General features: G+C 62.6%; 15 protein-coding genes and 1 pseudogene. 10 read left to right on the top strand and 6 right to left on the bottom strand.

Going from position 1 to position 14,317, the window contains the following annotated elements; all coding sequences use genetic code 11:
• The first annotated feature begins 71 nt into the window (after positions 1–71).
• Positions 72–476: a GFA family protein gene (locus tag BKP54_RS09195; RefSeq protein ID WP_025425639.1), complete on the top strand. Its 405-nt coding sequence runs from the start codon at positions 72–74 to the stop codon at positions 474–476.
• An 80-nt stretch (positions 477–556) separates the two neighbouring features.
• On the opposite strand, the gene BKP54_RS09190 is transcribed toward BKP54_RS09195, so the two are convergent.
• Complete coding sequence (locus BKP54_RS09190) at positions 557–1,186, bottom strand: DUF2268 domain-containing putative Zn-dependent protease (protein WP_158071679.1); 630 nt, start codon at positions 1,184–1,186, stop codon at positions 557–559.
• 229 nt (positions 1,187–1,415) lie between these two features.
• On the opposite strand from BKP54_RS09190, the gene BKP54_RS09185 reads away from it, so the two are divergent.
• From BKP54_RS09185 to BKP54_RS09170, 4 genes are all read left to right on the top strand, one after another.
• Entirely contained in the window at positions 1,416–2,228 is an 813-nt protein-coding gene (locus BKP54_RS09185; protein ID WP_025425637.1) for an AraC family transcriptional regulator, read from the top strand.
• 152 nt (positions 2,229–2,380) lie between these two features.
• Positions 2,381–3,283, top strand: coding sequence for a DMT family transporter (locus BKP54_RS09180; protein WP_025425636.1), 903 nt, complete (start codon positions 2,381–2,383; stop codon positions 3,281–3,283).
• A 34-nt stretch (positions 3,284–3,317) separates the two neighbouring features.
• The gene (locus BKP54_RS09175; RefSeq protein WP_025425635.1) at positions 3,318–4,028 is read left to right on the top strand and encodes a phenylalanine--tRNA ligase beta subunit-related protein; all 711 of its coding nucleotides are present in this window, start codon (positions 3,318–3,320) and stop codon (positions 4,026–4,028) included.
• Positions 4,029–4,182: 154 nt separating this feature from the next.
• Positions 4,183–4,551: a hypothetical protein gene (locus BKP54_RS09170; RefSeq protein WP_225906196.1), complete on the top strand. Its 369-nt coding sequence runs from the start codon at positions 4,183–4,185 to the stop codon at positions 4,549–4,551.
• Positions 4,552–4,612: 61 nt separating this feature from the next.
• Here BKP54_RS09170 and BKP54_RS09165 read toward each other — a convergent pair whose 3' ends face one another.
• Complete coding sequence (locus BKP54_RS09165; protein WP_025425633.1) at positions 4,613–6,196, bottom strand: peptide chain release factor 3; 1,584 nt, start codon at positions 6,194–6,196, stop codon at positions 4,613–4,615.
• A gap of 90 nt (positions 6,197–6,286) precedes the next feature.
• Between BKP54_RS09165 and dut the strand changes: the two genes are divergently transcribed.
• On the top strand, positions 6,287–6,760 hold the full coding sequence (gene dut, locus BKP54_RS09160; protein WP_025425632.1) for a dUTP diphosphatase: 474 nt from the start codon (positions 6,287–6,289) through the stop codon (positions 6,758–6,760).
• Positions 6,761–6,824: 64 nt separating this feature from the next.
• Here the strand turns inward: dut and BKP54_RS09155 are convergent, their stop codons facing one another.
• Entirely contained in the window at positions 6,825–7,262 is a 438-nt protein-coding gene (locus tag BKP54_RS09155; RefSeq protein ID WP_025425631.1) for an Lrp/AsnC family transcriptional regulator, read from the bottom strand.
• Between the two features lie 133 nt (positions 7,263–7,395).
• On the opposite strand from BKP54_RS09155, the gene BKP54_RS09150 reads away from it, so the two are divergent.
• Both BKP54_RS09150 and BKP54_RS09145 read left to right on the top strand, forming a co-directional pair.
• Positions 7,396–8,310, top strand: coding sequence for a DMT family transporter (locus tag BKP54_RS09150; protein ID WP_025425630.1), 915 nt, complete (start codon positions 7,396–7,398; stop codon positions 8,308–8,310).
• Positions 8,307–8,612, top strand: a complete 306-nt coding sequence (locus BKP54_RS09145; RefSeq protein WP_025425629.1) for an NIPSNAP family protein — start codon at positions 8,307–8,309, stop codon at positions 8,610–8,612. Before BKP54_RS09150 ends, BKP54_RS09145 begins: the two co-directional genes overlap by 4 nt.
• 282 nt (positions 8,613–8,894) lie before the next feature.
• Here the strand turns inward: BKP54_RS09145 and BKP54_RS09140 are convergent, their stop codons facing one another.
• Positions 8,895–9,527 carry a LysE family translocator gene (locus BKP54_RS09140; protein ID WP_025425628.1) on the bottom strand — a complete coding sequence of 211 codons (633 nt, stop codon included), beginning with the start codon at positions 9,525–9,527 and terminating at the stop codon, positions 8,895–8,897.
• A 174-nt stretch (positions 9,528–9,701) separates the two neighbouring features.
• Here BKP54_RS09140 and BKP54_RS09135 point away from each other — a divergent pair, with 174 nt between their 5' ends.
• Both BKP54_RS09135 and cysK read left to right on the top strand, forming a co-directional pair.
• Positions 9,702–10,319, top strand: a complete 618-nt coding sequence (locus BKP54_RS09135; protein ID WP_057204309.1) for a LysE family translocator — start codon at positions 9,702–9,704, stop codon at positions 10,317–10,319.
• A gap of 137 nt (positions 10,320–10,456) precedes the next feature.
• Positions 10,457–11,425 (top strand): cysteine synthase A, encoded by a 969-nt coding sequence (gene cysK / locus BKP54_RS09130; protein ID WP_025425626.1) that lies wholly within the window; start codon positions 10,457–10,459, stop codon positions 11,423–11,425.
• Between the two features lie 467 nt (positions 11,426–11,892).
• Here cysK and BKP54_RS09125 read toward each other — a convergent pair whose 3' ends face one another.
• Together BKP54_RS09125 and BKP54_RS09120 are read right to left on the bottom strand one after the other, a co-directional pair.
• Positions 11,893–12,384, bottom strand: coding sequence for an SRPBCC domain-containing protein (locus BKP54_RS09125; RefSeq protein WP_025425625.1), 492 nt, complete (start codon positions 12,382–12,384; stop codon positions 11,893–11,895).
• Positions 12,385–12,735: 351 nt separating this feature from the next.
• Positions 12,736–14,267: pseudogene (locus BKP54_RS09120) on the bottom strand (YifB family Mg chelatase-like AAA ATPase).
• Positions 14,268–14,317: the final 50 nt, after the last annotated feature.

Here is a 14,317-nt window from a genome sequence, read left to right as displayed (position 1 = left end):
AATGGAGCGTTTCCGTGACTCCGTTTAGGACGGAAACGCTCTAGGTTATGGTCTTTCAGGGAGGCTTTGCCATGCGGATCGACGGACAATGCCATTGCGGCTTCGTGACCTATGAGGCGGAGATCGATCCGGACGATGTCGCGATCTGCCACTGCACCGATTGCCAGCAACTGACGGGAACGGCCTACCGGGTGTCGGCCGGCACGGCCCGCGAGAATTTCCGACTGACCGGGGGCGAACCAAAGCTCTACGTCAAGACCGCAGAGAACGGCCGCAAGCGGCTGCAGTTCTTCTGCCCGAACTGCGGTTCGCCGGTTTACACCACCGGCACGGACGAGGACGCCGAAGAGGTCGGCATTCGCCTCGGGACGATCAACCAGCGCCGTGAGCTCACCCCGAAATCACAGATCTGGCGCTCGTCCGCCCTGCCCTGGATCAACGACGTCGGTGCACTGCCCGGTCACGACAGGGATTAATCCCGGTCATGCCTCGGCCGTCATCCTTATTTTCAAGTGTGCCCAGGCTTGGCCGATCACCTCGGGTGCCGGGGTTCCGGTCATCTGCGACGGACGCGCGTCGGGTTGGCCGCGAGGTAGGCTTTGACGAGATGATAGCCGATCGAATAACCGGCCCAGCGGGGAAGCGGGTTGCCATGGCTGCTCCAGCCGAAGAACCAGGCGCTGTGGTTGTAGGCGTCGGCCCAGAGCTCCAGCTCGGCCTGCTCGATAACCCCCAACCAGTCTTCGGCAGGGATAGCGTGGTTCCAGCGATTGCCATCGCCACCGTTGATCTCGGCGTCGAAAGCGTCCGCCAGGCCCTCGGTGACCAAGACTTCTCCCAGCCTGAAACCATAACCGCACATCGCGTGGCGGAAGGAATGGTGAAGTTCGTGCGTGAGCGTCTTTCGCAGCTCGCCATTGGCGAGACTGGCGGCGAAGTTGGGATTGTCCGGATCGAGCGTGACCGTCACGAGCCCGCGGCGGTAGCAGGCACCCGACAACCCAAGCTCCGGAATCGTCTCGCCCGGCCGGCGCTCGACGATGACATCGACGGGCGCAGCCCTGTCGGCCGCGGAAACGCGGCCGCCGACACGCTCTGCCGTCACTTGCACGTCTGCGAGGATCTGCTCGCGCCATTGTGCAAGGGCTCCATCGGCTTCGAGGAAGTGAACGCGCAGGTCCAGCATTCGGCACATCTCCGGTCGTCATCGTCATTCGACGGCGGAATTTAAGCATGCGGCCGTCGATTGCAACGCCGGAAGGACAAAAGCATCAGCCCATGCCTGCGCCCATTGTCGCGCCGACCTTGCGGCCGTCGCAGCGGTTACAGTCGATCGCCATGGCCGGAAAGGCGCGGCCGGTGTAAGAAAGAACTGAAACATCCGACGGGCCACCAGTGCCCGACCAGGCGAGGCGATGGCAAAGGGCCGATTCACGATATTCCCCGGCCGCATTGGCGGCATCGAGGCCGTCGAGGCGGCGTCGGGGCACGTGTTTGCCCGCCACACGCATGAGCAATTCGGCATCGGCCTCATCCACCAGGGCGCCCAGAAATCGCTGAGCGGTCGCGGCATGGTGGAAGCCGGCGCCGGCGACATGATCACGGTCAACCCCGGCGAGGTCCATGACGGCATGCCGATCGGCGATGCGGGACGGTCCTGGCGGATGCTCTATTTCGAGCCTTCCGCAATCGCCGACGCCATGGAGGACATCAGCCAGGGCAGGACGCGAAGTGCAGAATTCACCGCTCCCGCCTTCCATGATGAGCGAACGTCGAAACACTTCCAGGCTCTTTTTAGCGCGATCACCGCACCCGATGGCGATCGGACGGGGATGCAGGGCGAGGAGCACGTCCTGACGCTGCTGGCCGATGTGATGCGCGTGCGTGAGGGGAAAACGCATGGCGGACATGTGCCGTCGGCGATGCGCAGAGCGCAAAGCCTGATCGACGACGATCCGACCGTCGCCATCACCCTGTCCGACCTTGCGCAGGCAACCGGCCTCAGCCGATTTCAGGTGGTGCGCGGTTTTTCGAAAACCTTCGGGCTCACGCCGCATGCCTATCTCGTGCAACGCCGCATCGATCTGGCGCGGCGGCTGATTGCGCGGGGCGTGCCGCTTGCCGAGGCGGCAGTGGAAGGCGGCTTTGCCGACCAGAGCCACATGACCCGAATCTTCGTGCGCAAGTACGGCATTTCGCCGGGCGCCTATGCCGATGCATTCCATTGACCTGAAGACGCGCTTTGCGTTCTTGTTTTCGCGGATGTCGTCAATGCAGAATCGCTACACAGTTTTGCTCGCCACGCCTTAACGCCTGCAATTCCGTTCAAGACCGAAAGATCCGGATGAGGTTTTCTGCGCGCCAACGCAGGAGTGGCCGCATGACGGAAAAAATTCAGGGATACCTCTACCTCTCGCTGGCGATGATCACGGTCGGCAGCACGGTGATTGCCAGCAAGCTGATCGCTTCCGGCTTACCGCCGTTTAGCGCCACCGCCTTGCGCTTCGCGGTCGCCTTTCCGCTGTTCTTCACCTTGGTGCGACTGACCGGCACGCCTTGGCCAAGGTTGGAGCGGCGCGAGTGGCTGATCCTGCTCTTGCAGGCCGGAGCCGGCAGCGTCGGCTACACGACACTTCTGATTGCCGGGTTGCGCTACAGTTCGGCGACGGATGCCGGCGTCGTTATCGGCACTCTACCGGTCGTCTCTGCCGGAATCGCCATCCTGCTGCTCGGCGAACGGCCCAGCCGCTCGACCCTTGTCGCGATCGGGCTGGCGGCAGCGGGCGTTCTGACCATCGTGCTTCGGCCCGACGATGGTGCACACCATTCGCCGCTCGGCATCACTCTCGTCTTCGGCGCGGTGATCTGCGAAGGGTTGTTCATCCTGATCAACAAACGCATCCGAACGCCGATCGCACCTCTCGCCTTGTCCACCATCATGGCCGGCATGGGCGTTGCCGTCGCCATCGTGCCCGCTCTGTTCGAAGCGCCGTCGCAGCAAGGGGTCACGATGCAGTCGCTGGCAGCCGTGCTTTATTATGCCCTGGTCCCGACCGTTGCCGGCTTCATCCTCTGGTACGCAGGATCCGCCAGGGTGAGCGGAACGGAAGCCTCGGTTTTCACCGCTCTTGCACCCGTCTCCGCCGTGCTGCTGGCCTTCGTCATTCTCGGCGAACCCGTCAGCATCAACCAGCTCGCCGGCATCGGCTGCGTGCTTGTCGCCGTCCTCAGTCTTGCCATGCCGCATTTCCGGCCCAAGACTGCCGGCCAAACGCAGAGCTGACGCCGTCATCATCTCTTCCACTTCGAGGCATCCCATGCATTTCCAGCATTCAGACAGCATCTGGCGTGATTTTCCCGAGCTTGCAGCCGGCGCGCTCCACGTCGAGGGCATTCGCAGCGACGTTTCGGTCGCCGATGCCGTCGAGCGGTTTCAGGCGATCGCCAGGGACGTTCTTGCAACGCGCGCCGAAGGCGAACTTGCGGAAATTCAGGCGTGGCGCCGCACCTTCGCCAGGATGGGACTGAAGCCGACGCAGTATCGCTGCGCGTCCGAAGCCTTGCTGCGCCGGTTCAGGAAGGAGGGCGACCTGCCGTCGATCCATCCGTTGATCGACCTGTGCAACGCCGTGTCGCTGGCCTTTGCCATGCCCATCGCCGTCTTCGACGTTTCCCGCATCTCCGGCAATCTCGAGGTTACCCGCGCGGGCGGAGACGAGGTCTATGCAACCTTCTCCGGTGAAACGGAACACCCTGAACCTGATGAAGTGATCTTTCGCGATGCGGAGGGACGCGCCCATGCGCGCCGATGGACCAACCGGCAAAGCGGCTATTCGGCGATCCACCCGCAGACCACGTCGGCCCTCATCGTCGCGGAGGCGCTGCATGAAACCGCAGCGGCTGACGTGGCCGAACTCGTTGCCGCATTGGAGGAAGCCATCGCCGCCGCCTGGCATGTCCGCCCGACCTCTATGCTGCTCAGCCGAGCGGCGCCGCGGTTTGCCTTTGCCACACATGAGAGTCTTTGACGCAAGGCCACCGGTCATACTATCGCAGCCTCCCGGCAGCCTGCAGCGCCCCACGTCAAAAGGGGCGCGATGCTGCCGTTCTTTAAATTTGCCGCAAAGTTCCGCCTTTAACTCGACCCCGATTTAAGGATCATGCGGCGAGCAAGAGGCGATGATGACTGAAGGTACGCGATCAAAACTCGGTCTGGCGCGGCGAATGCTGTTCGATAATGGCGGGCTCGAAGAGATTTTTCGCCATGTGCGCAACCTGGTGATGGCGACCTTGGTGATCGCCGCCGGCATGCATGCGATCGAGAATGGCCGCAGCCTGGAGATCAAGGGCCTGCCCAACATCGCCGTGGCGGGCTACATCGTCTCCGTCATCGGCACAGTCCTGTTTCTGCTCAACCTGGCGGATGGTCTGCACAGGCTGTCGAAGGTGCGCCGGCACCTGGCGCTGCAGATCCTGCTTTTGGCGATCTACGTCTTCATAACCCTCAGGGTGACGCAGCTGGTGCTGGCGCTGCGCATGTCGGCCTTCTGATCGGCCGATGGTCAGCCGGCGAACGCCGCCGGCTGACAGTGTCATCGTTCACGCCGCCTTCTCACGCCGCTTTGGCGACGTGATATTCCTTGATCGCGACCATCTTGATCGCGGGATAACGTTCAGCCTCATAGCGCAGCGAGAAGCTGTCCTGCGCCAGGAACACCGGGTCGCCGTCGAGGTCGCGGGCGATATCGCCGCGACGGGCAGTGACGAACTTGTCGAGGTCACCAGGCTGATCGGCCGAAATCCAGCGGCAGACAGAGAAGCGCGACATTTCGAAGGAGACAGGCAGGCCGTATTCGGCCTGCAGGCGCTCCTTCAGAACGTCGAGCTGCAGCGCGCCGACGACGCCGACGATCGCCGGTGAGCCGTCTTCCGGCGAGAACAGCTGCACGACGCCCTCCTCCGCCATCTGCTGCAGGGCTTCCTTCAGCTTCTTGGCCTTCATCGCATCCTCAAGTCGCACGCGGCGCAGGATTTCCGGCGAGAAGTTCGGCACGCCCTGGAAAACGAGATGTTCGCCTTCCGTGAGCGTGTCGCCGATGCGCAGGGTTCCGTGGTTCGGAATGCCGACGACATCGCCCGCATAGGCCGTGTCGGCCAGCTGGCGCTGTGAAGCGAAGAAGAACTGCGGGGCGCTCAGACCCAGCTGCTTGCCGGTGCGCGACAGCCGCGCCTTCATGCCGCGCTCCAGCTTGCCGGAGCAGACGCGCGCAAAGGCGATGCGGTCGCGGTGGTTCGGGTCCATGTTCGCCTGAATCTTGAAGACAAAGGCGGTCATCTTGTCGTCGGTCGCATGCACCGTGCGCGTGTCGGCAACCTGGTCGCGCGGCGGCGGGGCGATCTCGCCAAGCGCGTTGATCAGGTCGCGCACACCGTAGTTGCGGAGCGCCGAGCCGAAGAAGACCGGCGTCAGGTGACCTTCAAGGAAGGCTTTCTTGTCGAACGGCTTGCAGGCCTCGATCGCCAGCGACGTCTCTTCGATGAAAGCATCGCGCTCGTTTTCCGGCAGGCGGTGAGCCACCATCTCAGGACCGTTGACCCTGGTCAGCACTTCCTGCGTATCGGCACCGCGCACGGTGTTGTCGGCAAGGTGATAGGAGCCGCAGAAGGTCTTGGAGCGACCGATCGGCCAGGTCACCGGCGCACAATCGAGCGCCAGCTTTTCTTCGACTTCATCGAGGATCTCGAAGGGGTCACGGCTCTCGCGGTCCATCTTGTTGACGAAGGTGATGATCGGGATGTCGCGCATGCGGCAGACTTCGAACAGCTTCAGCGTCCGCGGCTCGATACCCTTTGCCGCGTCGATGACCATGATCGCCGCATCGACCGCCGTCAGCGTGCGGTAGGTGTCGTCGGCGAAGTCTTCGTGACCGGGGGTGTCGAGAATGTTGAAGACATTGCCGCCATATTCGAAGGTCATCACCGAGGTGACGACCGAGATGCCGCGCTCGCGCTCGATCTTCATCCAGTCCGAACGGGTCTGGATGCGATCCTTCTTGGCCTTGACCTCGCCGGCGAGTTGGATGGCGCCGCCGAACAGCAGCAGCTTTTCGGTGAGTGTGGTTTTACCCGCGTCCGGGTGGGCGATGATCGCAAATGTGCGGCGGCGGGAGACCGCCTCGGCGAGACTTTCGGCCATGTCGTAGATTCCTGTGAGTTGCGGCGTCTTTACAGGCTCAGCCCTCATTATGCAATTGACCGGCGCAGTGAGCGCCCGGCTTATGAAACGATGACCATGCACACGCCCCAGACAAAACCCGCCTTGACCTTCATCCGCCTGCCGCATGCCGAGGCGTTGGACCTGCCGGCCTATGAGACCGAGGGTGCTGCCGGCATGGACCTGCGCGCCGCAGTGGCAGTCGGCGAGCCGATGACGCTTGCGCCAGGAAAGCGGGCGCTGGTGCCGACCGGCTTCATCTTCGAGATCCCGGCCGGCTATGAGGCGCAGATCCGTCCGCGCTCGGGCCTTGCCTTCAAGCACGGCATCACCTGCCTCAACACTCCGGGCACGATCGACAGCGATTATCGCGGCGAGGTGAAGGTTCTGCTGGTCAACCTCGGCGACGAGGACTTCGTCATCGAACGCGGCATGCGCATTGCGCAGATGGTGATCGCGCCAGTGACACAGGTGAGCGTTCGGGAAGCCGACAGCGCCAGCGACACGGCACGCGGTGCCGGTGGCTTCGGCTCCACGGGCGTCTAGACCATTTCCAGGAAAAGTGCGAAGCGGTTTTCCGTCCGGAATTGCGTGATCTCGAAACGTTGGATCAGATAAGCGGCGGCAAGCGCCGCTTGACCGGTGTCGACTTGACGATCGACGTATTGGTCTGCGCCTTCTCGGCGATGCGATCGAGCAGCGTGTCCAGTTCCCCCATATCGCGCACGAACAGCTTGGCGATGAAGCAATCGTCGCCGGTGACCTTGTCGCATTCGACGATCTGCGGCGTCTCCTGGATCAATTTCTCGACGATATGCAGCATGCCCGGCATCGGCCGCACGCGGATGATCGCCTGCAGCGGATAACCAAGCTTCACCGGATTGAGGGCGATGGTGAAGCCGTCGAGGACGCCGCGTTCCTCCAGTTTGCGCAAACGTTCGGCGGCACTTGGCGAGGACAGACCCACCTCCTGCGCCAGCTCCTTCAGCGACACGCGCGCATTCGCCGCCAGGATACCCAGAATGCGGCGATCGAGTTCATCGAGCATGGGCAACCTCATAAGCCAAAAGATCGAAACCATCTTAGATGATGAGGTATAATAGCAGAAACACCTGCGATCCTCCATATAAACCTGCGCTCTGGCCGATTAATCTTGGAGCCTCAACCGAGGAGTGATCGCCATGGGCGCAGACATTAAAAGAGGCAGTGCGGAGATGACGGCGGCCATGCTGATATCGGGCACGATCGGCTGGTTCGTGCTGATGTCGGGCCAGCCGGTGACGAGCGTCGTCTTCTGGCGCTGCGTATTCGGCGCGGTGACGCTGGTGGCGATCGCGGCCATGCTCGGCCTGCTCGACCGGCGCCATTTCACCCGGCGGACGGTGCTCCTGTCGATTGCCGGCGGCATCGCCATCGTCGTCAACTGGCTCTTGCTGTTTGCGGCCTATTCGCATGCCTCGATCTCGATCGCGACGATGGTCTACAACACCCAGCCGTTCATGCTTTTGGGGCTCGGAGCCTTGTTCCTCGGCGAAAAGATCACCGCGACCAAGGTGTTCTGGCTTTCGATCTCCTTTGCCGGCATGCTGGCGATCATTTCAGCCAAGCCCGGCGGCGGCTTTGCGCCGGAGGATTACCTGATCGGCATCGCGCTTGCGATCGGTGCCGCCTTCTTCTACGCGATCGCGGCCCTGTTGACGAAGTTGCTCAAGGGAACGCCTCCGCATCTGATCGCGTTGATCCAGGTGGTCACCGGCACGCTGATGCTGGCGCCGATGGCGCTTGCCGCCCCGGCACCTTCCGGCGCCGAACAGTGGTCGATCCTGATTGCCGTCGGCGTCATCCATACCGGCATCATGTATGTGCTGCTTTACGGCGCGATCCAGCGGCTGCCGACGCACATGACCGGGGCGCTATCCTTCATCTACCCGATCGCTGCCATCGTCGTCGATCGGCTGGCTTTCGGCCATGCGCTGCAGCCGATCCAGATCTTCGGTTCGATCGCCATCCTGGTCGCCGCAGCCGGCATGAATCTCGGCTGGAAACTTCGCCTGCCCTCGCCTATCAAGCGGAGACGCGAAGGGAGAACCGCATGATCACCTGCTATCTGAAATACGTTATCGACCCTTACAAGCTGGCCGAGTTCGAGCACTACGCCAAGCTCTGGATACCGCTCGTCAACCGGCTCGGCGGCACCCATCACGGCTATTTCATGCCGCACGAGGGCGCAAACAACATCGCACTGGCGCTCTTCACCTTCCCGAGCCTGGCCGAATATGAAGTCTATCGCGGGAAAATGGCCAAGGACCCGGAATGCCTGGAGGCTTTCGCCTTCGGCGAAAAGACGCGCTGCATCGTCAGCTACGAGCGCAGCTTCATGCGGCCGGTGTTCGAATAGGAAAGACCACGCCGCGTGTCGCCGTAGAGCGGCGCGCGGCAGCGAATTGCCTGAAGCCCGATAGAGGCCGCTTATCTGAAACGCGTCGCGATCTCTACAGCGCCGCGCGTCCTATTAGACGCGCAAAGGTCGCTGTAGCACTTTGAATGGCTGCATGTTTTTATCGCTAAATCGAATAGGATTTAACGAAACATGCAGTAGGATTCGCTGACTGCGCTTTAAGCTTTGGTTTTTGCGCATGTCGTGATCGCAAAGCCGCTGCCCACTTTTGCGCGACATGTGTCAACGGCGCGCTTCGGCGGCCATGCTGAGGGCAAAGCCGAACAGTGCCGTGCCCATCGCCCAGCGCTGCACGACCATGAACAGGGGACGCCCGGCCAGGAAGGCGGCGATAGAACTTGCCGCCAGCGCAATCATCGCGTTGACCGAGACACTGGTGGCGATCTGGATCGAGCCGAAGATCATCGACTGCGCCAGCACATTGCCCGCCTCCGGGCGGATGAACTGCGGCAGGAGCGAGAGATAGAGCACGGCCACCTTCGGGTTGAGCAGGCTCGTCAGGAAGCCCATCAGGAACAGCTTGCGCGGACCGTCCTTCGGCAGGTTCTTGATCTGGAACGGCGAGCGCCCGCCGGGCCTGACCGCCTGCCAGGCGAGATAGACGAGATATCCGGCACCGGCGAGCCGCAGGACATCATAGGCGAAAGGCACGGCCAAGAGCAGCGCGGTGATGCCGAGCGCCGCCGAGACCATATAGACGACGAAACCGAGCGCGACGCCGCCAAGCGAGATCAGGCCGGCCGCCGGCCCCTGGCTGATCGAGCGGGAGATCAGGTAGATCATGTTCGGCCCGGGTGTCAGCACCATGCCGAGAGCAATGAGGGCAAAGCCGATGATGTTTTGGATCTCGGGCATAACGCGCGCCTTTATTGAGTATTTCCCAAAGCTCTACGCATCTCCAAAAACCGGGCAACGCCAGACTTGTCACCCGATCAATTTTGTCGCGAAATTGCCGCTCGCCCGCCGATCCCGATTTCCATTTTCGACGCTCTTTGGTAAAAGCGGCGTCGCCACCCGGGAGGAACGATCATGACGCTTGCAGCCCTGCTTGCCTATAGCGGCGCTCTCTTCATCGCAGCCATCATTCCCGGCCCCGGCGTGACGGCGCTCGTTGCGCGAGCGCTCGGCTCCGGCTTTCGCGAGACCTTCTTCATGGGGCTCGGCCTGATCCTCGGCGACATGGTTTACCTGACCGCCGTGGTGCTCGGTCTGGCGCTGATCGCCCAGACCTTCACGACCGCTTTCCTGATCGTCAAGTTCGCCGGCGTGCTCTACCTCGGCTACATCGCATGGAAGCTTTGGACCGCCGGCCTGTTGCCGCAGGACATCAAGGCGAAGACATCCGCAAGCGTGTCGATGTCGTTCCTTTCGGGCCTATTCGTCACGCTCGGCAACCCGAAGACAATGCTGTTTTATGTGGCGCTGGTGCCGACGCTGATCGACATTGCGGTGATCGGGCCGCGCGAATACGGGCTGCTTTTGATCGCGACGTTCCTCGTGCTGCTGACCGTGCTTCTGCCCTATATCCTGCTTGCCGCACGGGCGCGCACGCTGCTCAAACAGCCCAAGGCATTGCTGGCGCTGAACCGCGTTGCCGCTGGCGTGCTGGCAGGCACCGCCGCCTATATCGCTACCCGCGCCGCCTGAAAAAACATTCCCCGGACTGGGCTTCCGCCGGTGGTTTTTCCTCCGGCTGATCGTCGCGTCGCGGTTACCGTTCTGGAATAGAACGGGCATGGCCCCTATTGTCACAACCAAATCGTCACACCCAAGGGAGAAACTTAATGTCTGACACGCGCAAGCCCGGCCGCGGCCGCGTCTACTCCTCGATCACGGAAACGATCGGCGACACTCCCATCGTGCGGCTCGACAAGCTTGCCAAGGAAAAGGGCGTGAAGGCCAACCTTCTCGCCAAGCTCGAATTCTTCAACCCGATCGCTTCGGTCAAGGACCGCATCGGCGTTGCCATGATCGAGAGCCTGGAAGCGCAGGGCAAGATCGTTCCCGGCCGCACGACACTGGTCGAGCCGACCTCGGGCAACACCGGCATTGCGCTCGCCTTCGTCGCCGCCGCCAAGGGCTACAAGCTGATCCTCACCATGCCGGAAACCATGTCGGTCGAGCGCCGCAAGATGCTGGCGCTGTTCGGCGCCGAGCTGGTACTGACCGAGGGCGCCAAGGGCATGAAGGGCGCGATCGCCAAGGCGCAGGAGCTGGTCGAGACCTTGCCGTATGCCATCATCCCGCAGCAGTTCGAAAACCCGGCCAACCCGGAAATCCACCGCAAGACGACGGCCGAGGAGATCTGGAACGACACCGACGGCAGCGTCGACATCCTCGTCTCGGGCATCGGCACCGGCGGCACAATCACTGGCGCCGGCCAAGTGTTGAAGGCACGCAAGCCGTCGATCAAGGTGATCGCCGTCGAGCCAGAGGAATCGCCCGTGCTTTCGGGCGGAAACCCTGGCCCACACAAGATCCAGGGCATCGGCGCCGGCTTCGCGCCCGCGATCCTCGACACCAGCGTCTATGACGAAGTCGTCACCGTCAACAGCGGCGAAGCCGTCGAGATCGCCCGGCTCGTTGCCCGGCTCGAAGGCGTGCCGGTCGGCATCTCCTCGGGTGCGGCCCTCACCGCCGCCATCGAGATCGGCCAGCGCCCGGAAAACGCCGGCAAGAACATCGTCGTCATCATCCCATCCTTTGCCGAGCGGTACCTTTCGACGGTTCTGTTCGAAGGCCTGGGCGCGTAAGCCGATCATTGCAAAGTGCAAACGAAAGGGCGCTTCGGGCGCCCTTTTTTGTTGCCCACTGCTGGACTGCGGGCGTCACCGCCGGCCCCGCGTGCGCCAAACCGGACCTTCAAACCACGTCGCTGGCCTGAAACACCGGCATCCGTTCTCTTCATTGAGAATGTTCCGGTTTAAACGGAGGCGCAAAAGCGCTCTATCTTCTTGTTTTTACGAATTCTGACGAGATTCCGCTTCGTACTTTTTCTCGAAGCGCTCGAAAGCGCTTCACGATCTCCAGGATTCGCTTGCTGCCCTTTCAGCTCTTGTTTTTTGCGCATGTCGTGATCGCGAACCCGCTGAACACTTTGCGCGACATGCTTTTCGCGCCGCGATCTTTCAGATTCGCTTTCTGCGCTTTAAGCTCTTGTTTTTGCGCATGTCGTTATCGCAAAACCGCTGCACACTTTTGCGCGACATGCTTTAGGAAGCTATGCTCTGGGGTTTCGCTCGGTGAAACCAGCAAGATTGGCAAGCGTCGATGAAAGACCCGCCTCGTGATCCTCCCGCGATATGCCTTCAGGAACATTCGCGCAGGTTACACGCACCCGGGTGCCACCGGATATCGTCTCCGGTGCCCAGGTGATCGTCATGATCCCGGCAAATGCCGGATCTTCGGATTCGAACTCCACCTGCTGCACGACGCGTTCATTCGGGCGCAACTCGACGAAGCGCCCCTCGACAATATCGGTCTCATCCGACGTCTTGCCGCGATTGCCATGTTCGGATTTATCGTAGACGAGCGCCATGCGATAGCGACCGCCCTCTTTCGCCTCAAATGCATGGACATGGCCCGTCATCCCCTCCGGGGGCAGCCATCGCGTCACGGCTTTCGGATCAAGCAGTGCCAGATAAACCACCTGCGCGGACGCCACGATCACACGTTCGGCGCTATCCGTTCGTCTGAGCGAACCGTTCGTCATGACAAACCTCCCAAATTGAGCAGTGCGGCAAGTATCCGGTGCCGTCATCAAGATAGGGCACTCGACCGTTTCCGCCTATTGCCGACGGCAAGCGCGGAAGAAGCGTTGCAATGACCACTCGAGAGAACCTGCAACGAAGGACGACCATCGCCGCAGAGCGCCGCGACTCCGCCAGTCAGACATGGCGCCCAGTGGACGCGGCAAGGCTCCAAACTTGCCCCGTTAGTTTCCAACTTGGGTCGATGCGCATGTCAGGAATTGTGCGGCAGCATACAAAAGCAAAGTCGCCGACTTCCGAAACCGCAATTGCAGGTAACGCGGACGGCGACTGCCCGACGCCGTCAACGACCGTCAGGCGGCCGCTTGCAGACGCTCGCCGGCGATGCGGTAGGAGATCGCTTCGGCCAAGTGCAGCCGGCCGACGGTCGCGCTGCCATCGAGATCTGCGAGCGTACGCGCCACCTTCAGGACGCGGTGGTAGCCGCGCGCTGAGAACTTCAGTTTTTCGGCAGCGTCGCGCAGCAACTGCAGGCCGGCTGCATCCGGTTCGGCAATGCGTTCGATCATCGCCGTCGAGCAGCGTTCGTTGCTGGATGGCTCGCGACTGCCGAGCGCGGCGAAGCGATCGATCTGCAATTGCCGGGCGCGGGCGACACGTCTTGCCACAGCAGCACTGGCCTCTGCCGCCATCGGCCGGATCAGGTCTGCGGCGCTGACAGCCGGTACGTCGATGCGCAGATCGATCCGGTCCATCAGCGGGCCGGAGATGCGCGCCTGGTAATCGCTCATGCAGCGCGGGCCACGGGCGCAGGTGCGGCCGGGTTCACCCGCCATGCCGCACCGGCACGGGTTCATCGCTGCCACCAGTTGGATCGCGGCGGGATAGGTGACGCGATGGTTGGCACGGGCAATGATGCATTCCGCCGTTTCCAGCGGCTGACGCAGGGCATCAAGCACCTGCGGGGGGAACTCGGGAAACTCGTCAAGGAACAGAACGCCGTTGTGGGCGAGCGATGCCTCGCCTGGTTTCGCTCGCAAGCCGCCACCGATCATCGCCGCCATGGTGGCGGAATGGTGCGGCGTGCGGAACGGCCGCCGGTCGGACAGCTTGCCGCCCGGCAACTGGCCGGCGATCGAGTGGATCATCGAGACTTCGAGAAGCTCGGCAGGCGTCAAGGGCGGCAGGATCGACGGCAAACGCGAGGCCAGCATCGATTTGCCCGAGCCCGGCGGTCCAACCATCAGCAGATTGTGGTTGCCGGCGGCGGCGACTTCGAGCGCCCGCTTGGCGCTCTCCTGTCCCTTGATATCGGCAAGATCAGGCAGATCGGTAGCGCCGGCGCGAATGGCAGGCTCCGGCCGGGAGAGCACCTGCGTGCCCCTGAAATGATTGGCGATGGCGATCAGGCTGCGGGGTGCAAGAATATCGATCTCGGCGCCGGCCCAGGCGGCCTCCGGACCGCTTTCGGCCGGACAGATCAGCCCCTTGCCGAGCGCATTGGCGCCAATTGCGGCCGGCAGCGCGCCGGCGACGGCCGCGACCGTACCGTCGAGATTGAGCTCGCCGATCACCACATAGCCATTCAGCGCGTCGCCGGGGATGGCACCGAGCGCGGCCATCAGCCCTAGCGCGATCGCGAGATCAAAGTGGCTGCCTTCCTTGGGCAGATCCGCGGGCGCGAGATTGACGGTGACTTTCTTGGCTGGCAGCGCTAGACCAGACGCATGAAGGGCTGCCTGCACCCGCTCGCGGCTTTCGGCCACGGCCTTGTCGGGCAGGCAACGATCTGCATGCCGACCCGCCCGGGTGCAACCATCACCTGAACGTCGACCGGCACACCTTCTATCCCCTGGAATGCAACCGTACTGACCCGCGCAACCATGACCGCCTCTTCGACCAGGGCGGCCCGCCATGCCGCCGCAACCCCGGTGG

Source organism: Ensifer sp. 1H6 (assembly GCF_001976035.1).
Lineage (GTDB): Bacteria > Pseudomonadota > Alphaproteobacteria > Rhizobiales > Rhizobiaceae > Ensifer > Ensifer canadensis.
This window is presented reverse-complemented; position numbering and strand designations above follow the sequence as displayed.